Source organism: Rhizobium sp. SRDI969 (genome assembly GCF_025152725.1).
GTDB lineage: Bacteria > Pseudomonadota > Alphaproteobacteria > Rhizobiales > Rhizobiaceae > Rhizobium > Rhizobium leguminosarum_I.
In genome coordinates this window covers 64,574-89,034 of record NZ_CP104035.1, presented here as the reverse complement: position 1 = coordinate 89,034, position 24,461 = coordinate 64,574, and the positions used below count along the sequence as shown (strand labels likewise).

General features: G+C 60.7%; 26 protein-coding genes, 1 tRNA gene and 3 pseudogenes. 15 read left to right on the top strand and 15 right to left on the bottom strand.

Annotation, left to right across the window (positions count from 1 at the left end):
* Nucleotides 1–121: 121 nt before the first annotated feature.
* From N2A41_RS00475 to N2A41_RS00460, 4 genes and pseudogenes are all read right to left on the bottom strand, one after another.
* Nucleotides 122–424 carry a hypothetical protein gene (locus N2A41_RS00475; RefSeq protein ID WP_260111091.1) on the bottom strand — a complete coding sequence of 101 codons (303 nt, stop codon included), beginning with the start codon at nucleotides 422–424 and terminating at the stop codon, nucleotides 122–124.
* 154 nt (nucleotides 425–578) lie between these two features.
* Nucleotides 579–947, bottom strand: coding sequence for a cell surface protein (locus tag N2A41_RS00470; protein WP_260109961.1), 369 nt, complete (start codon nucleotides 945–947; stop codon nucleotides 579–581).
* 190 nt (nucleotides 948–1,137) lie between these two features.
* A complete protein-coding gene (locus tag N2A41_RS00465; protein WP_164576553.1) occupies nucleotides 1,138–1,458 on the bottom strand; it encodes a hypothetical protein in 321 nt (106 codons plus the stop codon).
* A gap of 234 nt (nucleotides 1,459–1,692) precedes the next feature.
* Nucleotides 1,693–2,280 (bottom strand): annotated as a pseudogene (locus N2A41_RS00460) (hypothetical protein).
* A 211-nt stretch (nucleotides 2,281–2,491) separates the two neighbouring features.
* On the opposite strand from N2A41_RS00460, the pseudogene N2A41_RS00455 reads away from it, so the two are divergent.
* Nucleotides 2,492–2,945 (top strand): annotated as a pseudogene (locus N2A41_RS00455) (hypothetical protein).
* 65 nt (nucleotides 2,946–3,010) lie between these two features.
* Here N2A41_RS00455 and N2A41_RS00450 read toward each other — a convergent pair.
* Nucleotides 3,011–3,293, bottom strand: a pseudogene (locus N2A41_RS00450) (hypothetical protein).
* A gap of 27 nt (nucleotides 3,294–3,320) precedes the next feature.
* Nucleotides 3,321–3,503 carry a hypothetical protein gene (locus N2A41_RS00445; RefSeq protein ID WP_260111090.1) on the bottom strand — a complete coding sequence of 61 codons (183 nt, stop codon included), beginning with the start codon at nucleotides 3,501–3,503 and terminating at the stop codon, nucleotides 3,321–3,323.
* A 437-nt stretch (nucleotides 3,504–3,940) separates the two neighbouring features.
* On the opposite strand from N2A41_RS00445, the gene N2A41_RS00440 reads away from it, so the two are divergent.
* On the top strand, nucleotides 3,941–4,186 hold the full coding sequence (locus tag N2A41_RS00440; protein ID WP_260109958.1) for a DUF982 domain-containing protein: 246 nt from the start codon (nucleotides 3,941–3,943) through the stop codon (nucleotides 4,184–4,186).
* 86 nt (nucleotides 4,187–4,272) lie between these two features.
* Here the strand turns inward: N2A41_RS00440 and N2A41_RS00435 are convergent.
* The 3 genes from N2A41_RS00435 to N2A41_RS00425 all read right to left on the bottom strand — a co-directional run bounded on the left by N2A41_RS00435 (nucleotide 4,273) and on the right by N2A41_RS00425 (nucleotide 8,353).
* Nucleotides 4,273–4,349, bottom strand: a tRNA-Arg gene (locus N2A41_RS00435).
* Between the two features lie 122 nt (nucleotides 4,350–4,471).
* Nucleotides 4,472–5,992: an ATP-binding protein gene (locus N2A41_RS00430; RefSeq protein WP_260109957.1), complete on the bottom strand. Its 1,521-nt coding sequence runs from the start codon at nucleotides 5,990–5,992 to the stop codon at nucleotides 4,472–4,474.
* A gap of 363 nt (nucleotides 5,993–6,355) precedes the next feature.
* Nucleotides 6,356–8,353 carry a methyl-accepting chemotaxis protein gene (locus N2A41_RS00425; RefSeq protein WP_260109956.1) on the bottom strand — a complete coding sequence of 666 codons (1,998 nt, stop codon included), beginning with the start codon at nucleotides 8,351–8,353 and terminating at the stop codon, nucleotides 6,356–6,358.
* A 418-nt stretch (nucleotides 8,354–8,771) separates the two neighbouring features.
* Between N2A41_RS00425 and rpmH the strand changes: the two genes are divergently transcribed.
* The 8 genes from rpmH (at nucleotide 8,772) to N2A41_RS00385 (ending at nucleotide 14,361) form a co-directional block, all read left to right on the top strand.
* On the top strand, nucleotides 8,772–8,906 hold the full coding sequence (rpmH, locus tag N2A41_RS00420; protein WP_003545006.1) for a 50S ribosomal protein L34: 135 nt from the start codon (nucleotides 8,772–8,774) through the stop codon (nucleotides 8,904–8,906).
* 19 nt (nucleotides 8,907–8,925) lie between these two features.
* A complete protein-coding gene (rnpA, locus tag N2A41_RS00415) occupies nucleotides 8,926–9,327 on the top strand; it encodes a ribonuclease P protein component (protein ID WP_260109955.1) in 402 nt (133 codons plus the stop codon).
* Nucleotides 9,327–11,120 carry a membrane protein insertase YidC gene (yidC, locus tag N2A41_RS00410; protein WP_170277346.1) on the top strand — a complete coding sequence of 598 codons (1,794 nt, stop codon included), beginning with the start codon at nucleotides 9,327–9,329 and terminating at the stop codon, nucleotides 11,118–11,120. Before rnpA ends, yidC begins: the two co-directional genes overlap by 1 nt.
* A gap of 153 nt (nucleotides 11,121–11,273) precedes the next feature.
* Nucleotides 11,274–11,927, top strand: a complete 654-nt coding sequence (gene yihA, locus N2A41_RS00405; protein WP_260109954.1) for a ribosome biogenesis GTP-binding protein YihA/YsxC — start codon at nucleotides 11,274–11,276, stop codon at nucleotides 11,925–11,927.
* Between the two features lie 263 nt (nucleotides 11,928–12,190).
* The gene (locus N2A41_RS00400) at nucleotides 12,191–12,400 is read left to right on the top strand and encodes a cold-shock protein (protein ID WP_003588915.1); all 210 of its coding nucleotides are present in this window, start codon (nucleotides 12,191–12,193) and stop codon (nucleotides 12,398–12,400) included.
* Between the two features lie 133 nt (nucleotides 12,401–12,533).
* Nucleotides 12,534–12,758 (top strand): hypothetical protein, encoded by a 225-nt coding sequence (locus N2A41_RS00395; protein WP_017966786.1) that lies wholly within the window; start codon nucleotides 12,534–12,536, stop codon nucleotides 12,756–12,758.
* Between the two features lie 127 nt (nucleotides 12,759–12,885).
* The gene (locus tag N2A41_RS00390; protein WP_003544996.1) at nucleotides 12,886–13,161 is read left to right on the top strand and encodes a hypothetical protein; all 276 of its coding nucleotides are present in this window, start codon (nucleotides 12,886–12,888) and stop codon (nucleotides 13,159–13,161) included.
* Nucleotides 13,162–13,284: 123 nt separating this feature from the next.
* Nucleotides 13,285–14,361, top strand: a complete 1,077-nt coding sequence (locus N2A41_RS00385; protein WP_260109953.1) for a sensor histidine kinase — start codon at nucleotides 13,285–13,287, stop codon at nucleotides 14,359–14,361.
* Between the two features lie 264 nt (nucleotides 14,362–14,625).
* On the opposite strand, the gene N2A41_RS00380 is transcribed toward N2A41_RS00385, so the two are convergent.
* The 3 genes from N2A41_RS00380 to N2A41_RS00370 all read right to left on the bottom strand — a co-directional run bounded on the left by N2A41_RS00380 (nucleotide 14,626) and on the right by N2A41_RS00370 (nucleotide 16,560).
* On the bottom strand, nucleotides 14,626–15,180 hold the full coding sequence (locus N2A41_RS00380) for a fasciclin domain-containing protein (protein ID WP_260109952.1): 555 nt from the start codon (nucleotides 15,178–15,180) through the stop codon (nucleotides 14,626–14,628).
* A gap of 124 nt (nucleotides 15,181–15,304) precedes the next feature.
* Nucleotides 15,305–16,024, bottom strand: coding sequence for an anti-sigma factor (locus tag N2A41_RS00375; RefSeq protein ID WP_260109951.1), 720 nt, complete (start codon nucleotides 16,022–16,024; stop codon nucleotides 15,305–15,307).
* Entirely contained in the window at nucleotides 16,021–16,560 is a 540-nt protein-coding gene (locus N2A41_RS00370; protein ID WP_260109950.1) for a sigma-70 family RNA polymerase sigma factor, read from the bottom strand. Before N2A41_RS00370 ends, N2A41_RS00375 begins: the two co-directional genes overlap by 4 nt.
* Nucleotides 16,561–16,703: 143 nt before the next feature.
* Here N2A41_RS00370 and argB point away from each other — a divergent pair, with 143 nt between their 5' ends.
* Nucleotides 16,704–17,591, top strand: coding sequence for an acetylglutamate kinase (gene argB / locus N2A41_RS00365; protein WP_260109949.1), 888 nt, complete (start codon nucleotides 16,704–16,706; stop codon nucleotides 17,589–17,591).
* A gap of 68 nt (nucleotides 17,592–17,659) precedes the next feature.
* Nucleotides 17,660–18,808, top strand: coding sequence for an alpha-hydroxy acid oxidase (locus N2A41_RS00360; protein WP_260057182.1), 1,149 nt, complete (start codon nucleotides 17,660–17,662; stop codon nucleotides 18,806–18,808).
* Between the two features lie 172 nt (nucleotides 18,809–18,980).
* On the opposite strand, the gene N2A41_RS00355 is transcribed toward N2A41_RS00360, so the two are convergent.
* Nucleotides 18,981–19,751, bottom strand: a complete 771-nt coding sequence (locus N2A41_RS00355; protein ID WP_260109948.1) for an isocitrate lyase/PEP mutase family protein — start codon at nucleotides 19,749–19,751, stop codon at nucleotides 18,981–18,983.
* Complete coding sequence (locus tag N2A41_RS00350) at nucleotides 19,748–20,836, bottom strand: bifunctional transcriptional activator/DNA repair enzyme AdaA (protein ID WP_260109947.1); 1,089 nt, start codon at nucleotides 20,834–20,836, stop codon at nucleotides 19,748–19,750. Before N2A41_RS00350 ends, N2A41_RS00355 begins: the two co-directional genes overlap by 4 nt.
* Nucleotides 20,837–20,938: 102 nt before the next feature.
* Here N2A41_RS00350 and N2A41_RS00345 point away from each other — a divergent pair, with 102 nt between their 5' ends.
* Both N2A41_RS00345 and N2A41_RS00340 read left to right on the top strand, forming a co-directional pair.
* Nucleotides 20,939–21,646, top strand: coding sequence for a pyrimidine 5'-nucleotidase (locus tag N2A41_RS00345; RefSeq protein WP_260057179.1), 708 nt, complete (start codon nucleotides 20,939–20,941; stop codon nucleotides 21,644–21,646).
* A 104-nt stretch (nucleotides 21,647–21,750) separates the two neighbouring features.
* Nucleotides 21,751–22,389 (top strand): EF-hand domain-containing protein, encoded by a 639-nt coding sequence (locus N2A41_RS00340; RefSeq protein ID WP_222386624.1) that lies wholly within the window; start codon nucleotides 21,751–21,753, stop codon nucleotides 22,387–22,389.
* Nucleotides 22,390–22,488: 99 nt separating this feature from the next.
* Here the strand turns inward: N2A41_RS00340 and N2A41_RS00335 are convergent, their stop codons facing one another.
* A complete protein-coding gene (locus tag N2A41_RS00335; protein WP_017966774.1) occupies nucleotides 22,489–23,355 on the bottom strand; it encodes an LOG family protein in 867 nt (288 codons plus the stop codon).
* Between the two features lie 192 nt (nucleotides 23,356–23,547).
* Between N2A41_RS00335 and dapD the strand changes: the two genes are divergently transcribed.
* The gene (dapD, locus tag N2A41_RS00330) at nucleotides 23,548–24,408 is read left to right on the top strand and encodes a 2,3,4,5-tetrahydropyridine-2,6-dicarboxylate N-succinyltransferase (protein WP_260109946.1); all 861 of its coding nucleotides are present in this window, start codon (nucleotides 23,548–23,550) and stop codon (nucleotides 24,406–24,408) included.
* Nucleotides 24,409–24,461 lie beyond the last annotated feature (53 nt).

The window sequence follows — 24,461 nt, the reverse complement described above, 5'->3', positions numbered from 1 at the left end:
CGGCTGGCAAGGCCGAGGATGGCGCCGAGGGAAGAGCGATATCACCAACAAACTGAGGGCGGCTCGGAGGCCGCCCTTCAGCTCAGACGGGGCCGCGCGATGGCGACGGCCGAGCGCCTCGTCAGTAATTGCAGCTAGAGCTGCTGGTCGGGTTGAAGCCGAGCTTGCAATCCATGTTGAGCGGCTTCTTGGGGTTCATCATATAATGTGTCGAGCCCGTGGTTTCCGAGGCGCGCTCGCCGATCGAACCGGTCGTGCGCCTGTCGTGCTCAACCTTGGTTTCTTGGCGCACAGCCGGGCGCTTGGCTGCACCCTGCTCTGTCGCGCTGGACTGGAGGGGAGCTGCCGTGGCCGAGAAGGCCGAGAGGCCGAGGATTGCGCCGAAGGCAGCGGCCACCAGGCCGTTCTTGAAAGTCGTGGTCATCATCGTCTCCTTGGGAGGATTCAGGGAATTTACGCCCCGGAGTTAGGAAGGCGATCTGTCACATGCTACGGTGTCAAAGCAGAGGTCACGGACATGTGAGCGGCGGCCCGATCGAGAAAGAGGCGGCTCGTCGCCGCCTCCTTCATTTGCCGGCTCAATAGCCGTTATCACACGGCATGCTGCCAGGACCGATCGATCCTGAAAACTTGGAGTTGCACATTCCCGGGGCCGCCGGCCTCTTCACCGGCTGGCGGACGGAGCCCGTGGTGCCGGACTCGATGCCGAAGGCGGCAAGCGGATACCAGTAGCCGTCGGAATGGCGGCGGGTGCCGGGACGCTCGGTACGGAAGCCCTGATAGCCATGCCAGGACCCGGCATGTGCTTTATATTGCACCATTTTCACGTCGGAGACAGCAGGCGGGGGAACCGTCTGAACGGGTGCGGCTCGTGCGGGAGCGATTGCCGCGAGCACGAGAAGGGCGCCGAGTGCGGCGGTGGAAGGGACAAGTCTGAACATTTTCATGATAAACCCTCCTTAGTGGATTTATCTCGGGAAAATGCCTTCAAGGCGTGCCGAGTTCCGGGCTCACACGCAATTCCAAAACTCGTGATTGCAGGCGATCCGGCGTGACCAAATCGCCGAAAAACGTGAAAAGTCGCGATCAGCAGAAGGCCTCAAACGGCGCTTGTGAGGAAACTTGAATTCTCTGTTCTCAATTCGCGTATAATGTCCGGTAACCCTGGCCGGAGAGGCAGGCGACATATTGGCGATGGGCGGCGGCGCGCGCTATCGTTTCGGCCTCCAGCTCATCGGCCCCGGCATATCCGGTCAGCTGGGCGCGCAGCTGATACTGCTTTCTCGCCTCGTCATACATGGCGTTGCCGTCGGTCATGCAAAGACCGTGCGCGACAGCGGGCGGATTGACCGGCACGCCGACCGCCAGGAGCACGGGATCATTGGCATGGTCGACGCAGCCGGCAAGGCCCGTCATCATCGCCAGGGCAGCCAGAGCCCGAAAAATTCCCACCGTCATGCATTCCTCCGGCTGAAGCGCCTCTGAATCACCAAACCTGCGGATACATCAGGAAGGTTGCGCGAAACTAGGCTGACGGCTTACCTCAATTTCGGCCGGGGGACGGGAGACGGAGTTCCTGATCGTGGCGAAATGTCTTCGTTAGGGACAGCCCACCAAGATCTATATAGCACTTCGGAATCCCGAAATTGGTCGGGGCATTGAATTCATTCAACGTTTCTTCACCTGCACAGATCACGAAGCGCGGCGGATTTCGGAATCCCGAAGCGGGGGGATTTCGGGATTCCGAAGTGGCATTTTTTTCTTCCTGCCGACGCGACCGCGTTTGTCGGCGGCAAGCTTGCGGTCGGTCTCGGACCATTTCCGGCATCCTTCCGCCGTGCACCGTTTCCACTCATCGGTCGGTGGCGCACCCTCATGGTCACCGACAAAGGTCAGCGTGAACCGGTTGGGGTGCGCGACACCGCTGCCCGCCCGGCCGCGACGAACTTTTATCAGCCCCTTATATTCGAGCTCGTCGATCGCATCGGCCACATATTCGCCGGTCACGCCGTAGGACACGAACTGAGGGTGGGTTACGATCAGCTTGCCGTTTTCCAAGGCGGCATGCGACGTGTGCTCGATGACGATGCGGAAGAAGGCGCGGCAGGCGTTCGCACTCAATGTCGTGAAGGCCGCAGATTCCAGCAACTGAATGGTGAATCATTGCCAGCGAAGACTGCCGTCATCTGCCGCGCCCGGCGGAGCGGTGTGCTTGCGCACCAGGGAGCGCGTCTTCCCCGGACTGGTTCGGCTTTTGTCGCGAGCGTTGAATTCCGCCATCAGCCCCACGCCTGTGTTGTCGATCGGTATGCGCCCGCCTTCCGGTGCCTGTTGCGGGAACTCCGTTCATGCAGAGCGTGAGAGCCAAAGCTCGGCCACACTATCGCCTCATCTCCGAGAAAAAATTTGCTCAACATCTAACAGTCCATGGTTGCAATGGCGGCAAACCTAGCGCAAGAACGATCCGTGAACTAGGAAAATATTCTTAGTTATGATCTTCTACTATCCGGTCCCTTCTGCTAGGATCGCTGCAATGAATCTCGGGGGTAGAAGCGATGCGAATAAGCGGCATGGGGGAGAAAAGCGTGGTCGTTTGCGTCGCGCGATTGTTGGCATTGATTTCGATCTTGCTGGGAAGCGCCGTTCAGGCTTTTTCCTGCGATCAGACCATCGTGCTGTCCAACTGGAAGTCCTGCCAGATCGCTCCCCTGAGCGATGAGGGCGGCGCCGCTGATTGGAAGGCAGTGCCTGGATGGACTCGCGACAAAGCCATAAGCCCGTATTTCTTGAATGATCCGCGCGCGCTGGCAAACCACGGGCTTTGCAACGCTAAATTCCATCGCGTCGTGATCTGCTGGCCGGGATGGGATGAGGGCAATAAGGACGAATGCTCCTATCTGATTTGCAATGGCGCGTCATGGAAAAGAGAATCCGAAGGGGGTTGAGAGACAGGCCCTATAGCCGAAGGAAGAAGCTGAACCTGAACGGGTGAATTGACCCAAGGCGAGCTTCAATCTTTCACTATCAGACGTATCAGAGTTCCGTCACTCGCCGCGGCACTGATCGCCGTTGCGATCTGCCGGAGCGGTCCACGCGCGACGAGCCTCTCTGGCGATGGCCGTTTTCCGGGACCCGGATCGACAAAGGCCGAACACTCATGCTCCAATCGCCATGAATGATGTGGCGACAATCATTTCGCCGCAGGCGGCGCAGCGAAGAATGTACGAACCGTGGTGGACGATCGATTCTGTTTTGTCCAATCCGCACGAGGTGCAGGCCAACATATTGGTCATTGCTTCACGCCAACGTGAACACGCGGCTTATGAGACGGCGGCCAGAACCACTGCGATCGCGAGCAGCAAGGGACCCATCCACTTGAAGTGGCGAACCAACAGCGGTCGGCTGGCCGGCTTGCCTGGATATGGCAGATAACCAAAGCCGACGGATGTCATCCATAGGCCGGCGCAAAACATGATGATCTTATCGATATAGGCTGCGATCATGACGTTCCTGCCTTCGAAGCGGCGCTGCGATATCTCCGTCTCCGCGCCCGATGCGCTCATCCTACCCATTGGCACGGCCAGACGGAAGAGAAGAGTGGAGTTGAGAGATTAAACTTGGGGTAGCAATTCCTATTCGCGCGAGCTCCCGGCAGATCTGCAACCAGAACCCGGAATGGCCGGGCCTGGAAAGGTCTCTATCGTTGCTCGCCAGGGAGACGCCTTGCCCGGCAAAACCTTGCTGGCATGTGAATTCGTTCAGGAATTCTGAGCGGCGCAGCATAAGCGCGCGAAACAGCGGCACGAAACTATTTTCGAAAAGCACATCCCAGCAGCTCGCTGATCGAGAAAGGCATCTTATTCATCCCCTCACCTCGCCACGCTGGATGAACCGCGCTATGTGAGCAGCCTACAGTGAGCGCAGCGGAGATCCTGAGATCATGCAAACCATTTGGAAGAAGCCGGTGACGCTCGCCCTTGAAGGCCCGGATCAGTGGGTGGTTATCCACACGACCCAGGCCGCGACATGGGCGCTGGTTGAGGACTGGCCGACCGAAGAGGGGTCTGCCTTGGACAAGGCCTGTGCGGTTTGCGCCGACGTTATGGCGGGAAAACGGAACCGGGAAGAGGCGCGACAGGCGTTCATCGACGCTGCGATCGAGGCTGGAATCCCGATCAAGGAATGAGGCCGGGGGGCTCTGGCACAAGATGCCGCCCGTGCGTGCCCGGTCACACTGTGAGCCTGAGGCTCTGGCTAAGTAATTGGGAAGAATGGCGCACCCGAAGAGATTCGAACTCCTGACCCCCAGATTCGTAGTCTGGTGCTCTATCCAGCTGAGCTACGGGTGCGTGCAAAATGCGGCGGTGCCGCTTGCGTGGCGATCCTCTAAAACGTCCTTCGGGACAATGCAAGAGCATTTCTGAAAAAATCGCGTCTTTGTCTGCCAGCAGCCGCGCCTTCGGAAATCACGTCACTTCTCGATATGCGTCCGGCTGCGATAATCCTCCAGCGAAACCGGGCGATCGGGGATCTCGATGCGGAACTGCGTCCCGACCGTCGGTTTTTCCACCAGGGCGATCGTGCCGCCATGGGCGAGCACCAGCTCGCGGGCGATGGTGAGGCCGAGGCCGGTGCCGCCGGAACGGGCGGAGCCGCGGAAGGCGGCAAAGAGGTTTTGGCGCGCTTTCAGCGGCATGCCGGGACCGGTATCATCGACCGTGATGCTGACGACGCTGCCGACGCGCTGGGCGGCGACGGTGATGCGCTTCAAGGCGCCAGGCGCACCTTCGCTCGGCGCGGTCAGCGCCTGCAGCGCGTTGCGGCAGAGATTGTGGATGACGCGGAACAGCTGTTCGCCATCGGCATCGACCTTGAGATCGGCGCCGATCTGCTCGACGAATTCGATGCCGCTCTGCGGATCGATCGCCAGTATATCCTTGACCTCTTGGGTGAGCTCCAGAAGCAGGATATGACGGCGGCGCGGCGCGGATTCGCTCGCCTTGCCGTAGGACAGCACCTCGGTGGTATAACCGACGGCGCGGTCGATGGTGCGCAGCAGCTTCGGAGCAAAGCTTTTGACCATCGGATCATCGACATCGACCAGCCGGTCCGACATCAGCTGCGCGGAGGCCAGGATATTGCGCATGTCGTGATTGATCTTGGACACGGCAAGGCCGAGAGCGGCAAGGTTCTTCTGCTGCTTCAGCGTCTTTTGCAGCTCCATCTGCATCGAGGTGAGGTTGCGGCCGGCGACCGCCAGTTCGTCGCGGCCGCCGTCACCGATATAGATATGGGCAGGGTTGTCCGGATCGGAGGAGAATTGCTGCATGCTGCCGGTCAGCCGGCGGATCGGGCCGATGAGGATGCGGTTGATCGCAAAGAAGATCAGCGTTGCCGTGAACAGCGAGATCAGCACCGACAACAACAGGACATTGCGGGAATAGACGAACATCGCCCTGCGCAGCGGCCTGTCCTTCATCACCACCTCAACGCCGGTATTGGTGTCGCCGACGGGACCATAGACGCGGATCATCCTGTTGCCGCCGAAGACCAGCGTGTCGAGGGCATCGCGTATCGCCGTTACCGCCGGCACGTCGGTCAGATCGTAGGCTTCGTCGACGGAGGTCGGCATATCGGTCGTCGCCAGCAGCCGCGAGGTGCCGTCCTTGCGCAGCACAATCGCCTTGGTGCCGGTCGCCTCCAGCGTCTCCTTCTGCAGCGCGCGCGGCAGCTCGACCGGCTGCAGCCCATCAATGACGATGGCGGCGGCAGCGGCCGTGTTCAGCCTGTCCTGCAGCCAGCGCAACCGCATGCTGGCGACCGAGGGAAAGAAGATCAGGATTTCGGCGAGCATGATGAAGACGATGGTGAGCCAGAGCAGCTTGCCGGAGAGACCGCCGAACAGGCCGGCAGACGGGCACGGCGCCCTTGCGGCCTCGCCGGCCGCCGGGTTTTCCGCCGAAGGATTGTCGCCCTGGTCTCTTATCGGCATTCTCGTCTCGCCCGACCGGCAGCATTTCAGCCGCCCTTACCGCTGAGCTCTATATTAGACCAAGATGCTCCGCTTTCAAATCTTTGCGAGCAGCGTCATGTCGCCACAAGAAAAGGCCGCCAGAGAGGAGGAAAGCCCCTCCCCAACCCTCCCCACAAGGGGAGGGAGTAATTTGCGGCGCCCGCGCAGCAAATGTCAGCCTTTCCGCGGATGAAACGACGAAGTGGGAAGCGCCAGTGCGACAGGTTAAGCCCCTTCCCCTTGTCGGGAGGGGTTTGGGGCGGGGTCTTTGCCCGGCGCGGACCAGCAGAAAAAATTAACGCCGCCCGGAGGCGGCGTTAAAAGGCGCGTGATCAGTAAAGCTTAGAACTCTTCCCAGCTCTGCTCGGCTGCGGCCGCATTACCGCCGAAGGCGCGGGCGACCTTGGCGATCGCGCGGCGGGCGGGCGAGGCAACCGGCCTTTGCGGCTCGTTGCGGACTAGCGCCACTGGTGCCGGCGCATCATCCGACAGTTTGAAGCGGGCAATGAGGCGCACCAGTCCACCGGCTTCGGCTGAAAGCCTGTGCGTGGCGGCGGAGGTTTCTTCGACCATCGCCGCATTCTGCTGTGTCACCTGGTCCATCTGATTGACGGCGGTATTGACTTCCTTGAGGCCAGTCGACTGTTCGGTCGCAGCCGTCGCGATCGAATGGATATGGTCGTTGATGGCAATGACGCGGGTGCCGATTTCGGCCAGCGCCTCGCCGGTCGCCTGCACCAGCTTGACGCCGACCTGCACCTCGTTGCCCGATTTGGTGATCAGCGCCTTGATGTCCTTGGCGGCCTTTGCCGAGCGCTGGGCGAGTTCGCGCACTTCCTGGGCGACCACCGCAAAACCCTTTCCGGCCTCGCCGGCGCGGGCCGCCTCGACGCCGGCATTCAGCGCCAAGAGGTTGGTCTGGAAGGCGATCTCATCTATGACGTTGATGATCTGGCTGATTTCACGCGACGCCTGCTCGATGCGGCCCATCGCCTCGACGGCATTGCCCACAACGACGCCGGAGCGGCCGGCATTCTCCTTGGCTTCGGACACCATGATGGTGGCTTCATGCGCCCGCTCGGTGGAATTCTGGACGACGGCGGTGATTTCGTCGAGGGCTGCCGAGGTCTGTTCGAGGGCGGCTGCCTGCTGCTCGGTGCGCTTCGACAGGTCGTCGCTGGCGTTGCGCAGCTCGGCCGTGTTGCCGTTCATCGCCTCCGTCGTCTGGCGCACTTCGCGCATCGTCGCCTGCAGGGTGACGAAGGTATTGTTGACGTTCTGCTGCAGCTCGGCGAAGGCGCCCTGGAAATTGCCGCTCATCGTCTGGGTGAGGTCGCCTTCGGCAAGGCTTGCGATGACGCGGCGGGTCTCGCCGATGCCGGCATCGACGCTCGACAGCAGCGTGTTGATGTTGCCGGCGAACTGATTGAGGTTGTCGTCCTCGTAGTCCTTGCTGATGCGGTGGCCGAAATCGCCGGCAGCAGCCGCGGCCACGACGACCGACATGCTCGACTGCAGGTCGTCGCTCTTGGCGCGCATCGCCGCTTCCTGGGCGTTGAGGCGCTTGACGGCGAGGCCGTTCGCCTTGAAGACCGCAACCGCTGCGGCCATCTCGCCGATTTCGTCCGGCCGGCCGGCGAAGGGCACCTCGGCGTCGAAGTTGCCGTCGGCGACTTCCTTGATCGCATGGGTGACGCGCTTGATCGGGCGGCTGAGATGGCTGGTGCCGATATAGAAGCCCATGCCGATGCCGACCGCGATGCCGATGCCGGTGATGGCGAGCACGAGCATCAGCACCCAGGAGCGGAAGCTCTCGATCTCGGCATTGACGGTTTCCAGTGCTGCCTTGTCGGTGGCGACGACGGCATCGATTTCCGCCTGGAACGCCTTGCGGTTGGCGCGGTTGGCGTCATTGTTGCCTTGTTGGCCGGCGGCTTCGGGGCCGACTTCCGTGCCGAGGCGGGCCGTTTCCGTGCGGAAGGTGCGGAATTCCGCGGCGCGGGCGACAAGCTTGGCAAAATCGGCCTTCTCGCTCTCGGGAACGAGCGGCGCCCAGCCCGAAATGACCTTGTCGATCTCGTCGAGGTCGGCCATCAGGCCCTTGGCGAAGTTCGGCGTGTCCTTGATCGTCTTGGCGGCATAGATGCCGCGCGCCTCCATGACCACAGCCGTGACGAAACGGTTGAGCCGTTCGCCGGCATAGGCGCGGGCGGCGGCCTGCTCATAAGCCGTCAGGTTGCGACTGTATTCGTGCATGGCGGACAATGCCGTTGCGCCGATCAGAAGTGCGACCGCGCCCATGACGCAAACCAGCAGATTAATTTTGCCCCGGATCTTCAATGCAATGCTCCTAGCTACGCCACTGCCTGGAAAGCAAATTCCCAGTCGATGCATTGAATATCGGCGAAATTAATTAAAGTTAGATTTCTAATATTTACGATTATGGCTTCGGAAATGATCCATGCCGAATGCGGCCGGAAGGCGTAAGCGCCTGAAAACAGGGGCAATCGACCTGCCGCGGCGGAAAACTACAACCACTCGGAGCATGCCTAATTTCTTAACACCAAAGTGCGAACTTACTTTGGAGGCGGCAGTGCAGAGTGAAATGATCCGGCATAATTGACTTTTGCGGGCTTCGTCCTTATAAGCCCGCGCACGTTCGGTCACTCAAGCCTTTCATGGTCAGCCCGTTCGAAAAACAACGCTCCTTGCATTATGCAAATTCAAGAAGGGCCGCACTCCGCGGTGTTTAAAATAAATGAAGCGTACCTACCAACCATCCAAGCTTGTTCGCAAGCGTCGCCACGGTTTCCGTGCGCGCATGTCCACGAAGGGTGGCCGCAAGGTCATCGCAGCCCGCCGCGCGCAGGGCCGCAACCGTCTGTCGGCGTAAGCCGGGTTGCCCGGTAAAGATGGCGGGCGAATTGACGACCAATGAGACGAAACACACTGTCGGGCGGCTGAAGAGCCGCCCGCAGTTTCTTGCCGCGCGCGAGGGCGAAAAACGCCGGGGCGGCCTCTTCCTTCTCGAAGTCCTCGACCGGAAGGAACCCGACAGCCAGGCACGCGTCGGTTTTACAGTCACCAAAAAACATGGCAACGCGGTCGAACGGAACCGCATGCGCCGCCGCCTGAAAGAGGCGGTGCGGCTTCATGCGGGGTTTGCAATGCAGCCCGGACACGACTATGTGGTTGTCGCGCGCAGGGACGTGCTTGACGCGTCCTTCCAGGAATTGGCCGCGGAACTGAAATCCCGCGTGGAAACCAGGCCGAAACACCGGCGCTCCGGAGACGGACGCCCCAGGAACGTATGATGGAAAACAACCGCAATTACTTCATTGCGATCGCTCTCTCGGTGCTGATCGTCCTCGGCTGGCAGTTTCTCTATATGAATCCGCGCATCGAGGCCCAGCGCAAGACGCAGGAAGCTCAGAAGGCGCAGCAACAGACCGAGCAGGTGCAGCAGCCGGCAGCAGGCGGCCAGACGCCGGCCCAGCCGAGCGGTGCGGCACCTTCCAACCAGGCGGCCGCAACAGCGACGCTCGAGCAGGCGCTGGCAAAGACCCCGCGCGTCGTCATCGACACTGCTGCCCTCTCCGGCTCGATCAACCTTGCCGGCGCCCGCCTCGACGACCTGAAGCTCAAGGGCTACCACGAGACCGTCGATGACTCGAGCCCGATCATCACGCTGTTCAGCCCGGCCGAAACCAAGGACGGCTATTTCACCGAACTCGGCTATATCGGCAGCGACGCGACGGGCAGCGTTCCCGGTCCCTCGACGCTCTGGACCGCGCCCGAGGGCGCCAAGCTCACCGAAAAGACGCCGGTGACGCTTTCCTACACCAATGACAAGGGCCTGACGTTCACCCGCACCATCTCCGTCGACGAACGCTACATGTTCACGGTCGCCGACAAGATCGAGAATGCCGGCCAGGCAGCCGCCTCGCTCAATTCTTACGGCCGGGTCACGCGTTACAACAAGCCGACGACGCCCTCCGTCTACGTGCTGCATGAAGGCTTCATCGGCGTCATCGGCGATGACGGCCTCGTCGAAACCAAATATACCGCCGCCGAAAAGGAAGCCGTCAAGCCGGCCAAATCCACCGGTGGCTGGCTCGGCATCACCGACAAATACTGGGCGGCGACGATCATTCCACCGCAGAGTGCTCCCTATGAGGCAAGCTTCTCCCATTTTGCCGACGGTCAGCCGCGCTATCAGGCCGACTATAAGGAAGATGCTTTCACCGTTGCGCCGGGCCAATCGATCGAGCTCAAGAACCTCGTCTTCGCCGGCGCCAAGGAAGTGCCCGTCATCGATGGTTATGAGGCCAGCTACTCGATTCCGAAGTTCGACCGGCTGATCGACTGGGGCTGGTTCTATTTCATCACCAAGCCGATGTTCAAGCTGATGGACTTCTTCTTCCGCTACTTCGGCAATTTCGGTGTGGCGATCCTGTGCACGACGATCGTCGTCAAGGCGCTGTTTTTCCCGCTCGCCAGCAAGCAATACGCTTCGATGGCGAACATGAAGCGCATGCAGCCGAAGATGGAGGAGCTGAAGGCGAAATTCGCCGATGACCGCATGGCGCTGCAGCAGGCGACGATGCAGCTCTACAAGGAAGAGAAGATCAATCCGATCGCCGGCTGCTGGCCGGTGGCGTTGCAGATCCCGATCTTCTTCTCGCTCTACAAGGTGATCTACATCACCATCGAAATGCGGCATGCGCCCTTCTTCGGCTGGATCAAGGACCTTTCGGCGCCCGATCCGACGACGATCGTCAACCTGTTCGGCCTGCTGCCCTTCGAAGCGCCGACCATTCTGCATCTCGGCGTCTGGCCGCTGATCATGGGCATCACCATGTTCCTGCAGATGCGCATGAACCCGACGCCGCCGGATCCGACGCAGGCGATGATCTTCACCTGGATGCCGCTGGTGTTCATGTTCATGCTGGCAAGTTTCCCGGCCGGCCTGGTCATCTACTGGGCCTGGAACAACACGCTCTCGGTGATCCAGCAGTCGGTGATCATGAAGCGCCACGGCGTCAAGGTCGAACTCTTCGACAATCTGAAGGGTCTGTTCCGACGAAAAACGGCGCAGTCGAAATGATGCTTGCAGAGCCCCGCTCCGGCGGGGCTTTTCATTTCCGGGCGGCGGACGAAGGAGACAAGGCATGCCGCGCAGGCGCATGAAAAGCTTGACATCCGCCCGCAAAACCATGAAGCCCGGTAAAAGACCCAACCCAGAGATTGCCGAGCCTGCATGTCCGACATCGAAAAGCCGCTCTTCGGCCACCCATGGATCTTCATCCGCGGCGTACCGTCCCTGAATTTCCTGCCGCCGGAAGGGCCGCTGGAAGTGGCCTTTGCCGGTCGCTCGAATGTCGGAAAGTCGTCGCTGATCAATGCGCTGGTCGGCCAGAAGGGCCTGGCACGCACCTCGAACACGCCGGGGCGTACGCAGGAACTGAACTATTTCGTTCCGGACGGTTATTCCGGCGAAGGCCAAGACCTGCCGCCGACAGCGATCGTCGACATGCCGGGCTATGGTTATGCGCAAGCGCCGAAGGAGGAGGTCGACAAGTGGACCAAGCTCGTCTTCGATTACCTGCGTGGCCGCGCAACGCTGAAGCGCGTCTATGTGCTGATCGACAGCCGCCACGGCATCAAGAAGAACGACGATGACGTGCTCGATCTGCTCGACAAGGCTGCCGTCTCCTACCAGATCGTGCTGACCAAGACCGATAAGATCAAGGCGGCTGGTGTACCGAAGCTCATTGCCGAAACGGCGGAAAAGATCCGCAAGCGCCCGGCCGCTTATCCCGGCGTGCTGTCCACTTCGTCTGAAAAGGGCGATGGGCTGGACGAATTGCGCCAGGCGATCGCCGAAACCGTCGGCATCGCCCGCTGGAAATAGAAGGCCTGAGCACCCGGACGCGAAGTCATTTGGTGTAAAGGTCGCCGCGGCATCCCGCAGTTGAACATAGCAGGGCCTGAAAACTAACGGTTGACGACACAGCTTTGATGAGCTAGATAGCGGTCATCGAATTTTGCTTGCTGGCTTGGTTATCGCGCGATTGGCACCGCGCTCTGAACGAACTCCCTTTCAAAAATCGCTATCACCATCCGCATCGCCTCGGCGTTGCGGTTCTTCAATTTGCTATGAAAGGGTTCATCATCATGACCACCGGCACAGTTAAATGGTTCAATTCCACCAAAGGCTTCGGCTTCATTCAGCCTGACAACGGCGGCGCTGACGCCTTCGTTCACATCTCCGCCGTCGAGCGCGCCGGAATGCGCGAACTCGTCGAAGGCCAGAAGATCGGCTTCGACCTCGAGCGTGACAACAAGTCGGGCAAGATGTCCGCTTGCAATCTCCAGAACGCTTAATTCGGTATCTGCTTTCCTTTGACCACGGATGTACTGGCACTGCCGGAAGCACGTTATCAATCCAAGGCCAGGCGATTTGCCTGGCCTTTTTTGTTTTCGCTCGCGCGTCGAGCCCACGAGTATCGGAGCCAACATGACAGAAACATACAGCAAATCTCGCCAGCGGGCGGAGATTGCCTTCGGCAGCGTCCAGACCCAGTTTTTCGCGAAGAACCAGGCGGCCGAGGAGCTCGAATCCGACGCCCAATCGCAGCAGGCAAAGACGTTGCGGCTTCGGGAGGCCCGGCTTGCGAGGGAACAGAGTAACCGGGTGTCGGCCACCTCTGCCCTCATTGCAAAACGCGCCAGGGCCTGCTGAGATCACAAGCCGATTGACAAGGCTCGAAATTTAGACCGCGCCTGAAACGATGGGCTTGCAGATCGTGCGCTGAAGGACGACCCGAAGCGTGCTGACATTCACTCGCATCGCATCAAGGAATTCATCAATGGCAGAGACTCCGCAGGAACTTCAGTCGATCAATACGGCCTGGCAGATCGCCATTCAGGAAATTCTGCGCATGGTGATCAGAGACATGTATCACGGCGGCGGCGAGGCTTCGTTCAAGACGCATATCAAGCGTATCGAAGAAGCGGCCGTCGACAGTATTTACACGGATTTGCGGCTGCGCGGGACGGATGAATGGACGGAAGTGCTGGTCAAGGAAAGGGCGAGCAATTTCGTCACGACGCTGCTGACGTCATTTACCTACGACCGGACTTAAATCACCCTTTGGCCGGCAGTCGATGGACGCGCCGCCGATCAACGCTTGCGTCCCCGCAGTTTTTAAGCCAACGCTTAATTCTCCTGCCGTGTCGGGAGCAGCCGTGTCCACGAGTAATATTTGATGACCGATAGCAAAGACCAGCCCCTTTCGCCCGAAGGTGTGGGCAGCCTGCCTCACCTTGCCGAAGCCCTTGATGATAGCCGGTTTCGGCACTTTCTCGATCATGTCCCATTCGCGGTGGCTGTCTCCGAACTCAGTGGCAATGAACCGCTGATTTACGTCAACCTCGAATTCGAACGGCTGACGGCGCTGGAGGCAACCGAGGTCCAGGGAAAACCCTGGCCGGAAATTGAATTGAGCTCCACCGCCGTCTCCGGAGAGGTGCCGCTCACCGCCGCCGTGACTTCTGCGGAGGAGTATATCGGTGCCTTCTCGCTGGTGGCCGAACCCGAGAGCAACGTCATTGTCGATGTCTGGTCGAATACCATCGTTGACGATGATGACACCCCGCTTTTCCGTTTGGTGGCTTTTGCTGCCCGCAATGAGACGACGGCCGCTGAGAGTTTCGGCGAACTGCTGACGGAGAAAGATGTCCTTCTGCGGGAACTTCAGCATCGCGTGAAGAACAATCTGCAGATGATCACGGCGCTCATCCGAATGGAGGCGCGCAATGCTCAACAGAATGAGGAAAGCGAAAGGTTTGCGCGCCTTGCCGGGCGGATTGAAGCCTTGGCTCTGCTCTATCGCTCGCTGTCGGACGAAGAGAAGGGCGCCACAATCGATCTTGGCACCTATGTGAGCCAGATTGCCGCTTCTGTGATGGCGGCCCATGCGGTGGAAGGGATCAGGCTGGACATGAAGGTCGATACCTGGCCGGTCTCCGTCGATGTCGCCATGCCGGCCGGCCTCGTCATCAATGAACTCCTCACCAATACGCTGAAGCATGCTTTCGTGGGGCGCGATGGCGGCGAGATCACGCTTCGCTGTGTCGTTAGCGATACCGGCTGCAGGATTACCGTTGCTGATAACGGGGTCGGTCTTCCCCAGTATGTGACCTGGCCTCAGCCCGGGAAGCTCAGCGCGATGATCGTACAGTCGCTGAAACAGAATGCCCGCGCCGAGGTTGAAGTCACCTCGTCCCCTGACACCGGCATGAGTGTCAGCCTCGTCTTCCCGAGAGCTGAGGCCGCCCAATAGAGCGCCGCGCATCTTTTCAGATGCGCTAAGGACGCTCTATCTGCGCGAAAACCTTTCCGAAAATCGATTCCGATATTCGGAGTTATGCGCTAGCCACCGCATCAATCTGTGTTTTGGGGCGCCCTTAGAGCGGTTCAGCTTTCCATGGACGCGCAGAACCGCTCTAACCTTTTTTTTTTGCGCAATTCCGGACGGAAAACCGCTCTGCACTTTTCCTGGAATTGCTCTAGGAGCGCCCCAATGCGTCTGCCGATTGGAGCGGGCTTACATCTTCGGCAGCAGCACCTTGTCGACGACGTGGATGACGCCGTTCGATTGTTTGACGTCGGCGATCGTCACATGGGAGACACCGCCGTTTTCGTCGGTCAGCGTGATCTTACCCATGCTTTCCTTGGCTTTCAGCACACAGCCGCCGACGGTCTTGATGTCGTGCTCGCCGCCGTCATCCTTGATCATCTTGGCAACGGTCTTGGCCATCGCATCGGCGGCAACGACGTGGCAGGTCAGAACCTTGGTCAGCGTCGCCTTGTTTTCCGGCTTCAGCAGCGTATCGACGGTGCCTTTCGGCAGCGCGGCGAAAGCTTCGTTGGTCGGGGCAAAGACGGTGAAAGGACCCTTGCCCTCGAGAGTGCCGACCAGGCCGGCGGCCTTGACGGCCGCGACCAACGTCGTGTGATCCTTTGAATTCACGGCGTTCTCGATGATGTTCTTGCTATCGAACATGGCAGCACCGCCAACCACCGGGTTTTTCGCGGCGGCAAAGGCGACAGCGGACATGGCAGCGGCGAGCGCGAAGCCGCGCAATATGGACTTGATCATGATTTTCTCCTCACCGGACACCATCCGCGGGCTTTATGCCTGAGCGTCGTCCGGACATTTCGAACTACGGAGGGCCGTGCGGAAGAGTTTCAGGCAGGAGAAAATGATTTATGGCCGGCGCAGATTATGGTCGGCGCAGGGGCCCGCTTGCGATCACCGGGCCGGTCGCCTGGCCGGTCGGCGAGCCGCCGAAGGGTTCGAGGCTGACGGCAAGTGTTGCGCCATCCGCGACCTGGCTGCGCAGATCGGCGGGAATGACGAGTTCGCCGCTTTCGCCCGGCTGGAAAACGCCGAGCGATTTCGGCAGGCCGCTGCCCGGCACCAGCCAGAGTTCCAGCGACTTCTCCTTCGGCTTGCCGGCCGCGACCGGCACGATCTTCAGCCGGCCGCTCTGCAGCTCGTAGGAGGCGAGAAGATTGATGGTGCTGTTCTGGCCTGAAAGCGAGGCCATCAGTGGTGCCGGCCCCTGTGGCTGCGGCACCACGCCGGAGGCGAAGATGACGGCGCTGACGGCGACGACGGCGCAGGCAAAGCTCAGCGAGCGCCAGAAAACGGCGGAATTCCAAAGCCCTTGCGAAAAGGATGCGGGCTTTTGGCCATCGCCGAAAAGCCGCGCCTCGATCTGTTTGAAGGTTTCGCGGTTCGGAACGACACCTTCATACTCGTCGTTGAAGGCGGAGAGGTTGGTTTCCCAGCGGCTGACGATCGCAGCGAAAGGCCGGTCGTGGCGCATCCGCTCTTCGACCACCCGACGGTCCTGCAACGACAGGACGCCAAGCACATATTCGCCGGCGAGAACCTCGTCGCGGGAGCGGTCTCCCTTGCTTTTGTCGGGCGATGTCATCGTTCCATGCACTCTCTCAGTTTCAAGAGGCTGCGCCTGAGCCAGGTCCGCATCGTGTTCAGCGGGACACCAAACTGATCGGCCAGTTCCTGATAGCTCAGCCCTTCGACATAAGCCCGTTTCACCGCGACCGCGCGATCAGCTTCCAACTCTTCCATGCAGGTGTCAATCCGCCTTCCTTCATCCTTTGTCATGGTCTGTCTTTCCGGGTCTGGTCCGGCATCGGCGAGATCATAGACCGTATCCAATTCGTCGGCGACGGGCTTGCGCGCCCGCAGCGCATCGATCGACCGGTTGCGGGCAATCGCAGCCAGCCACGCCGAGGACGAACCCGAAGCGACGGAGAAGCCGCGAGCGCGCTGCCAGATGCTGATATAGATTTCCTGCAGGACCTCTTCGGCTTCCGTGCGATCCTTCAAGATACGCAGGCAGATCGAGAAAAGTTTCGGCCCAGTCTGGTTGTAAAGGGCAACGAAGGCCCTGCGATCGCTCAATGCGACGCGGCCGATCAGGTCTGCAATCTCATCGCCTTGCATGCCGTTCCTCATCTCAAGCTTGCATGTGCCAGACGGTAACGGCGTCCGGCTCCGCGACAGATACGAAAAACTATTGCCCGCTGGATTATTCCCTCTGTCAGAAACTTGCGATAAAAGGCCGCGAACAATTCTGCGGGGTTCCCATGAACGAAACCGAAAGCGAAATGCAGGCACGGCTTCTGGCCAAGGCACTGCCTTTCATGCAGCGTTACGAGAACAAGACGATTGTCGTGAAATATGGCGGCCACGCCATGGGCAATCCCGAGCTCGGCAAGGCCTTTGCCAGCGACATCGCGCTCTTGAAGCAATCGGGCGTCAACCCGATCGTCGTTCATGGCGGCGGCCCGCAGATCGGCGCCATGCTGAGCAAGATGGGCATCGAATCGAAATTCGAGGGCGGGCTTCGCGTCACCGACCAGAAGACGGTCGAGATCGTCGAAATGGTGCTCGCCGGCTCGATCAACAAGGAAATCGTCGCCCTCATCAATCAGACCGGCGAATGGGCGATCGGCCTTTGCGGCAAGGACGGCAACATGGTCTTCGCCGAAAAAGCGCGCAAGACCGTGAAGGATCCGGATTCGAACATCGAGCGCGTGCTCGATCTCGGCTTCGTCGGCGAAGTGGTCGAGGTCGATCGCACGCTGCTCGATCTGCTCGCCCGCTCCGAGATGATCCCGGTCATCGCGCCCGTGGCCCCCGGCCGTGACGGCGCCACCTACAATATCAATGCCGATACCTTTGCCGGCGCCATTGCCGGCGCGCTGAGCGCCACCCGGCTGCTGTTCCTGACCGATGTGCCGGGCGTGCTCGACAAGAACGGCCAACTCCTCAAGGAGCTTTCCGTCGCCGAAGCCCATGCGCTGATCGCCGACGGCACGATTTCGGGCGGCATGATCCCCAAGGTCGAGACCTGCATCGATGCGATCAAGGCCGGCGTGCAGGGTGTCGTCATCCTGAACGGCAAGACTGCCCATTCCGTGCTGCTCGAGATCTTCACCGAGCACGGCGTCGGAACGCTGATCGTTCCCTGATCGAGGCTGCGCCCTTCACCACCAAGGGCGGATCTTCATCACACGGGAATAGGATATCGAGGAAAGAAATGCGCCTGACAGATTGCTATAATTTTCACGATTTCCGGCGCATGGCCAAACGGCGTCTTCCCGGGCCGATATTCGACTATATCGACGGCGGTGCCGATGACGAGGTGACGTACCGGCGCAATACGGCGGCCTTCGAGGCTTGCGATCTGGTGCCTGACGTTTTGCGCGGTGTGGCCGAGGTCGACATGTCGGTGACCGTCATGGGGCAGAAGCTCGCAATGCCGGTCTACTGCTCGCCGACGGCGTTGCAGCGCCTTTTTCACCACCAGGGAGAGCGGGCGGTCGCGGCGGCGGCGGCAAAACACGGGACGATGTTCGGCGTCTCCTCGCTCGGCACGATCAGCCTGGAGGAGGCGAGACGGATCAGCAGCGGACCGCAGGTCTATCAGTTCTACTTCCACAAGGACCGCGGCCTCAACCGCGAGATGATGGCGCGGGCGAAAAATGCCGGCGTGCAGGCGATGATGCTGACGGTCGACAGCATCACCGGCGGCAACCGCGAGCGCGACAAGCGCACGGGCTTTGCCATTCCCTTCAAGCTCAATCTTGCCGGCATGACCCAGTTCGCGATCAAGCCTTCCTGGGCGATCGACTGGCTGACGCACGAGCGCTTCCGGCTGCCGCAGCTCGAAAACCACGTCAAGATGGATGGCGGCACGTTGTCGATCAGCCGATACTTCACCGAGATGCTGGATCCCTCGATGGCGTGGGACGACGTGGCGGCGATGGTGCGCGAATGGGGCGGTCCATTCTGCCTTAAGGGCATCATGTCGGTCGAAGACGCCAAGCGCGCGGCCGAGATCGGCTGCAGCGGCATCGTGCTTTCCAATCATGGCGGGCGCCAGCTCGACGGCTCGCGCAGCGCATTCGACCAGCTGGCCGAGATCGTCGACGCCGTGGGCGACCGGATCGACGTGATGATGGATGGCGGTGTGCAGCGGGGAACGCATGTTCTCAAAGCGCTGTCGCTGGGGGCGAAGGCTGTCGGGCTCGGGCGCTACTATCTCTTCCCGCTTGCCGCTGCCGGACAGCCCGGCGTCGAACGGGCGCTGGAGACGATGCGCACCGAGATCGAGCGCGGCATGAAGCTGATGGGCTGCACCTCGGTCAGCCAGCTCAGCCGGCGGAATCTGCGCTTCCGTTCCTGAGCGGAGCGGGATTTCATTCCGGGGCCGCAGCCTTTCGCACTAAAGCGCGTCGCGATCTTTCGGATTCGCTCGTCGCGCTTTAGCTCTTTGTTTTTACGCATGCCGTTGTCGCAAAACCGCTGCACACTTTTGCGCGACATGCTTTAGATCTGCGGCCCTCGGGCATTCGACGTCAGAGCGGGTTATAGATCGCCGCCGCCTCCTGTTTCAGCTTTTCCATCATCGACCGGTAAGGCCCCGGACCATAACTGACGCGGCCGACGCCGAGCTTTGCCAGCGCCTTCACATCGGGGGCACCTGTCCGCATCATGATGTTGACCGGCAGCGGCGATGCGGCGCAGATCTTCTCGATCAAGGCGGGATCGATCAAGCCAGGCACGAAGAAGCCGCTGCCGCCGGCGGCCGCATAGGCCTTGCCGCGCTCGATCGCCTCGTCCACCAGACCGGCATGTTTGGAAAGATCGCTCTCGGCCAGGAAGAGATCGGTGCGAGCGTTGATGAAGAAGGGAATGCCCTTACCTTCCGCCATGGCGCGAATGGCGCGGATGCGGGCCGCCTGCCTCTCGGCCGGATAAAGCCCGCCACCGCCGATCACCTGATCCTCGAAGTTGATGCCGACGGCGCCGACATCCACCAGCTTGGCGACGTTGGCGGCCGCTCCCTCAGGCTCGGCCGAATAGGCGCCTTCGAAATCGACCGAAAGCGGCAGATCGACGACAGCGGTGATCGATTTCGCCGTCTCGACCAGCACCGACATCGGCAGCTTCTCGCCGTCGGCATAACCATGGGCAGCGGCGACCGACCAGCTTCCCGTGGCAAGCGCCCTGGCGCCGGCATCGGCAATCGCCTTCGCCGTGCCGGCATCCCAGATATTGTAGAGAACCACGGGGTTGCCCTTGCGGTGCAGCGTGCCGAACAGCTCGGCCTTTTCAGTCTGGTTCATGCCGTCTCCTCCATTTTAGGTACTTGGTTAGGTGCTTGTGCTCTGATCTTCTCTTCATGCCGCAGCAGCCATTGCTTGCGCCAGAGCCCACCGCCATAGCCGGCCAACGAACCATCCGCACCGAGGATGCGATGGCAGGGTACGATGATGGCAAGCTGATTGGCACCATTGGCGCGGCCGACGGCACGCACGACCTCCGGCCTTTCCATCTCCCTCGCAAGATCGCCATAGGCGCGCGTCTCGCCGGCAGGAATCTCCATGAGCTTTGCCCAGACGTGCTTTTCAAAGGGCGTGCCACCAAGGGCCAATGGCGTTCTGAAAACCGTCAACCGCCCTTCGAAATAATCCCGGATTTCTGCTTCAATCTGGTCGATCGCCGGCGTGCGGCCGATCGCAACCGAGGAGCGGACACGCTTCTGCAGCGCCTCGAGCTCGGTCGGCAGTGCCTTGCGATCGTGGAATTCGAGAAGATGCAGATGCGTCTTGTCGGCAACGGCCACCATCGCCCCGAGCGGGGTGTCGAACCAGTCGGCAGAGAGTAGTTCGCGGTTCTGCGACAGCACCGGCGCCTTGCCGACGAGCCGCTGGAAAGCCGTCCGGAAACCGCTTGGAGAGTCATATCCCGCCTCAAGCTGCGCATCGATGACGCGCGCGCCATCGGCCAGTTGCCGGGCCGCTTTACCCAGCCGGATATAGCGGACGATATCATGGAAGGTCATGCCGAGCCCGCGTTTGAAGGCGCGGCGCACGGTCGAGGGATCGTGGCCCCGGCGCACGAGCTCATCCTCGGTCCAGCGCAGCTGCGGCTCGCGGTCGAGCGCGGCAAGCAGCTCGTCGACGATCGGCTCCCTGCCCGGCTGCTCCAGCGGCCTGCAGCGCTGGCACGGGCGGAATCCCGAGTGCATGCAGGCGGCGATCGTGTCGAAAAAGAGCGTATTTTCCCGCTTCGGCTTGCGTGCCGGGCAGGTCAGACGGCAGAAGATGCCGGTCGTCTTGACGCAGACATAGGCTTGGCCCTCATAATCGGCACTGCGCGCGATCAGGGCATCATAGAGCGTATCATCGTCGGGGCGTTCGAAAAGCATGACCGCTTCCTACCACTCCACGCCGGCGCCGTCCGCCGAAAATCGGGCGTCTATTCTTTCTTGTCGATTTCCTTGGCGGATAAGCCGTGCCATAAGACCGCCATGACCAAGATCGACCGCACGCCCGATAAAGCCGATTTCCAGCACGTCACAGACTGGGTCTTCGACCTCGACAACACGCTCTATCCGCATCATGTCAATCTCTTCGCGCAGATCGACAAGAACATGACCGCCTATGTTGCGGCACTCTTGCAGATGGAGCGGGAAGAGGCGCGCAAGCTGCAGAAGCAATATTACCTCGAGCATGGCACGACTCTGCAGGGCCTGATGATCCATCATGGCATCGACCCGAACGACTTTCTCGAAAAGGCGCATGCGATCGACTACACGGCGCTGACGCCGCAGCCGGAACTCGGCGAGGCGATCAAGGCGCTGCCGGGGCGCAAGTTCATCTTCACCAATGGCAGCGTCAAGCATGCCGAAATGACGGCGGAGGCGCTCGGCATCCTCGAGCATTTCGACGACATCTTCGATATCGTCGCTGCCGACTACGTGCCGAAGCCGGCGCAGGCGACCTACGACAAGTTCACGGCGCTGAAGCGGGTCGAAACCACCAAGGCGGCGATGTTCGAAGATCTGCCGCGCAACCTGACGGTGCCGAAGGCGCTCGGCATGCAGACCGTGCTGCTCGTACCGCGCAATCTGGAAGAGACGGTCGTCGAATGGTGGGAAAAGACCAGTGGCGAGGAGGATCATATCGATTTCGTCACCGACGATCTCGCCGCTTTTCTCCGCAAGATTATCGGCTGACGCATTACCAAGTTTTCACTTAGCTTACCGATGTTTAACTGGGTCTTGCGAGCCTGCTGCCATATCTTCTTTCGTGAGGGGACACCTTACGAAAGGCAAACACGATGTACCGCAACAAGCTGATACTGGCAGCGCTTTCCTCCACCCTCATCTTCGGCGCCGCCGCCGGGGCAGGTTTTGCCGCACCGGGTGACGGACCGCGCCAGCATGCCGGCATGGGCCGGCCCGGTCCGGGAGCTGCCTTCCGCGAAATCACCTATGTCCGCATGCTGAAGCAGTTCGACACGAACAAGGACGGACAGATCTCCAAGGACGAGGCGACCGCCGGCATCGACAAGATCTTCGCTTCGATCGACACCAACAAGGACGGTTCGCTGACACCGGGCGAAATCCGTGAGTACCGGAAAACGCAGATGCAAGCGATGAGAGATCAGCGCAAGCAGGAGGCCGGCGAAAACAAGGATGCGAACGCCGCACCCACGGCACCTGAAACCGCCGACAACAATGACCAGGGACGACCGCCGCGCGACGGCCACGACGGTCGTGACGGACATCGCTGGATGCGCCATGGCGGCAACTTCATGCGCGCCTCGCTGATGATGCAACGGATCGACACCGACCAGAACGGCCAGATCTCCAAACAGGAAGCCGAAGCCGCCTTCGACAAGCTGTTTGCGCGAATGGACCGCAACAAGGACGGCGTCATCTCGATCGACGACATGCCGGACCGGCCGCTTCTGTAAGACCGAACGAACCGTTCCTCCCGCTCCATTCCCGCTCCGGCAGAAAGGAGCGGGGGGAATTGTGAATGCGTGTCGTTCGGCCGAAGCGCGCTTGAGCCCTTACTCGCGGTGTTCGTAGAAATCCTGCACGATCTTCCATGCCGCTTCTGCCGTATCGACGAAGCTGATCAGCTTTACGTCGTCCGGCGCGATCGTGCCGAATTCGGCCAATGCCTCGAAATTGATGATGCTCCGCCAGAACGCCTCCCCGAACAGGATCAGCGGCAGGCGCTCCATGCGGCCGGTCTGGATCAGCGTCAGGCATTCGAAGAATTCGTCAAGCGTGCCGAAGCCGCCGGGAAAGACCGCGATCGCCTTGGCGCGCACCATGAAGTGCATCTTGCGGATGGCGAAATAGTGGAAGTTGAAGCTGAGTTCCGGCGTCACATAGGCGTTCGGCGCCTGCTCGTGCGGCAGTACGATGTTGAGGCCGATCGAAGGTGCGCCCTCGTCGGCCGCGCCGCGATTGCCCGCCTCCATCACCCCGGGGCCGCCGCCGGTGACGATGACATATTCTTGGAAATTCAAGGTGGCCGAATATTTCGAGCAGAGCCGGGCGAATTTGCGCGCCTCGTCATAATAGACGGAGGCCGCCTCCAGGTTGACGCGCTGGATATCGTTGCGGGCTGCCCAGGCGCTCTGGCCGGGGGCGGGAATGCGGGCGCCGCCGAACATGACGACGGTCGACTTGATGCCGCGCTCGGTCAGCATCATCTCCGTCTTCAACAACTCCAGCTGCAGGCGGATCGGCCGCAATTCCTCGCGGCAGAGGAAATCCTCGTCGACATAGGCAAGGCGGTAGGCAGGCGACAGCGTCTGCGGCGTCTTCGGCACGGCTTCGGCGCGCTGCCTGTCGGTCGAACTGCTCTTCAGCGGGTCCCATACGCCATCCTTGCGCCGCGAACCGCCGTTTCGTCCCTTCGCCATGTCGAAATGCCTTTCAGTATTGCCGCCTTCGAAGCCGGATATGTCGCTATAACGTCTTGAATCCAGGTATCATCTTGTCGGAAAAATCTTTCCGTTCTACGGCTTCATGCTGTAGAGCAGGGTAAACGCCGCCAACCACAATTCCGGAGACGCCCCGTCTCCACGATAAAGATCGAAGTTTAAGGAATTCTCATGAGCGCCACCGACCTCGCATCCCTCGAAAAGATCATCGAAGCCGCCTTCGACAATCGCGACAATGTGAACACGTCGACGAAGGGCGAGGTTCGCGAAGCGGTCGAATCAGCCCTTGATCTGCTCGATGCCGGCAAGGCCCGTGTCGCCGAACGCTCCGCCGACGGCGCCTGGACGGTCAATCAGTGGCTGAAGAAGGCCGTGCTGCTCTCCTTCCGCCTCAACGACATGGATGTGGTCAAGGGCGGCTCGGGCAATTCCACCTGGTGGGACAAGGTTCCTTCGAAATTCGAAAACTGGGGCGAGAACCACTTCCGCGCCGCCGGCTTCCGCGCCGTGCCGAACTGCGTCGTGCGCCGCTCGGCCTATATCGCCCCGAACGCCATCCTGATGCCCTCCTTCGTCAATCTCGGCGCCTATGTCGGCGAAGGCACGATGGTCGATACCTGGGCGACGGTCGGCTCGTGCGCGCAGATCGGCAAACATGTGCATCTCTCCGGCGGCGTCGGCATTGGCGGCGTGTTGGAACCGATGCAGGCCGGCCCGACGATCATCGAGGACAATTGCTTCATCGGTGCCCGTTCCGAGGTGGTCGAAGGCTGTATCGTCCGCGAAGGCTCGGTGCTCGGCATGGGCGTGTTCATCGGCAAGTCGACCAAGATCGTCGACCGCGCCACCGGCGAGGTGAGCTACGGCGAAGTGCCGCCTTATTCCGTCGTCGTCGCCGGCTCGATGCCGTCGGGCAATGCAACGATGGGCAACGGCCAGCCGGCGCCGCATCTCTACTGCGCCGTCATCGTCAAGCGCGTCGATGAAAAAACCCGCTCGAAGACCGGCATCAACGAGCTGCTCAGAGATTGATGACTTCAGGACATTGATCCGGCAAACAGACGGCGTCTTTTTACGCGAGGCGG

Excerpts from the sequence above, each read along its gene's own strand:
- N2A41_RS00475 (WP_260111091.1), bottom strand. The coding sequence starts at position 424 with ATGACCACGACTTTCAAGAACGGCCTGGTGGCCGCTGCCTTCGGCGCA.
- N2A41_RS00470 (WP_260109961.1), bottom strand. The coding sequence starts at position 947 with ATGAAAATGTTCAGACTTGTCCCTTCCACCGCCGCACTCGGCGCCCTT.
- N2A41_RS00465 (WP_164576553.1), bottom strand. The coding sequence starts at position 1,458 with ATGACGGTGGGAATTTTTCGGGCTCTGGCTGCCCTGGCGATGATGACG.
- N2A41_RS00445 (WP_260111090.1), bottom strand. The coding sequence starts at position 3,503 with ATGATCGCAGCCTATATCGATAAGATCATCATGTTTTGCGCCGGCCTA.
- N2A41_RS00440 (WP_260109958.1), top strand. The coding sequence starts at position 3,941 with ATGCAAACCATTTGGAAGAAGCCGGTGACGCTCGCCCTTGAAGGCCCG.
- N2A41_RS00430 (WP_260109957.1), bottom strand. The coding sequence starts at position 5,992 with ATGCCGATAAGAGACCAGGGCGACAATCCTTCGGCGGAAAACCCGGCG.
- rpmH (WP_003545006.1), top strand. The coding sequence starts at position 8,772 with ATGAAGCGTACCTACCAACCATCCAAGCTTGTTCGCAAGCGTCGCCAC.
- rnpA (WP_260109955.1), top strand. The coding sequence starts at position 8,926 with ATGGCGGGCGAATTGACGACCAATGAGACGAAACACACTGTCGGGCGG.
- yidC (WP_170277346.1), top strand. The coding sequence starts at position 9,327 with ATGGAAAACAACCGCAATTACTTCATTGCGATCGCTCTCTCGGTGCTG.
- yihA (WP_260109954.1), top strand. The coding sequence starts at position 11,274 with ATGTCCGACATCGAAAAGCCGCTCTTCGGCCACCCATGGATCTTCATC.
- N2A41_RS00400 (WP_003588915.1), top strand. The coding sequence starts at position 12,191 with ATGACCACCGGCACAGTTAAATGGTTCAATTCCACCAAAGGCTTCGGC.
- N2A41_RS00395 (WP_017966786.1), top strand. The coding sequence starts at position 12,534 with ATGACAGAAACATACAGCAAATCTCGCCAGCGGGCGGAGATTGCCTTC.
- N2A41_RS00390 (WP_003544996.1), top strand. The coding sequence starts at position 12,886 with ATGGCAGAGACTCCGCAGGAACTTCAGTCGATCAATACGGCCTGGCAG.
- N2A41_RS00385 (WP_260109953.1), top strand. The coding sequence starts at position 13,285 with ATGACCGATAGCAAAGACCAGCCCCTTTCGCCCGAAGGTGTGGGCAGC.
- N2A41_RS00380 (WP_260109952.1), bottom strand. The coding sequence starts at position 15,180 with ATGATCAAGTCCATATTGCGCGGCTTCGCGCTCGCCGCTGCCATGTCC.
- N2A41_RS00375 (WP_260109951.1), bottom strand. The coding sequence starts at position 16,024 with ATGACATCGCCCGACAAAAGCAAGGGAGACCGCTCCCGCGACGAGGTT.
- N2A41_RS00370 (WP_260109950.1), bottom strand. The coding sequence starts at position 16,560 with ATGCAAGGCGATGAGATTGCAGACCTGATCGGCCGCGTCGCATTGAGC.
- argB (WP_260109949.1), top strand. The coding sequence starts at position 16,704 with ATGAACGAAACCGAAAGCGAAATGCAGGCACGGCTTCTGGCCAAGGCA.
- N2A41_RS00360 (WP_260057182.1), top strand. The coding sequence starts at position 17,660 with ATGCGCCTGACAGATTGCTATAATTTTCACGATTTCCGGCGCATGGCC.
- N2A41_RS00355 (WP_260109948.1), bottom strand. The coding sequence starts at position 19,751 with ATGAACCAGACTGAAAAGGCCGAGCTGTTCGGCACGCTGCACCGCAAG.
- N2A41_RS00350 (WP_260109947.1), bottom strand. The coding sequence starts at position 20,836 with ATGCTTTTCGAACGCCCCGACGATGATACGCTCTATGATGCCCTGATC.
- N2A41_RS00345 (WP_260057179.1), top strand. The coding sequence starts at position 20,939 with ATGACCAAGATCGACCGCACGCCCGATAAAGCCGATTTCCAGCACGTC.
- N2A41_RS00340 (WP_222386624.1), top strand. The coding sequence starts at position 21,751 with ATGTACCGCAACAAGCTGATACTGGCAGCGCTTTCCTCCACCCTCATC.
- N2A41_RS00335 (WP_017966774.1), bottom strand. The coding sequence starts at position 23,355 with ATGGCGAAGGGACGAAACGGCGGTTCGCGGCGCAAGGATGGCGTATGG.
- dapD (WP_260109946.1), top strand. The coding sequence starts at position 23,548 with ATGAGCGCCACCGACCTCGCATCCCTCGAAAAGATCATCGAAGCCGCC.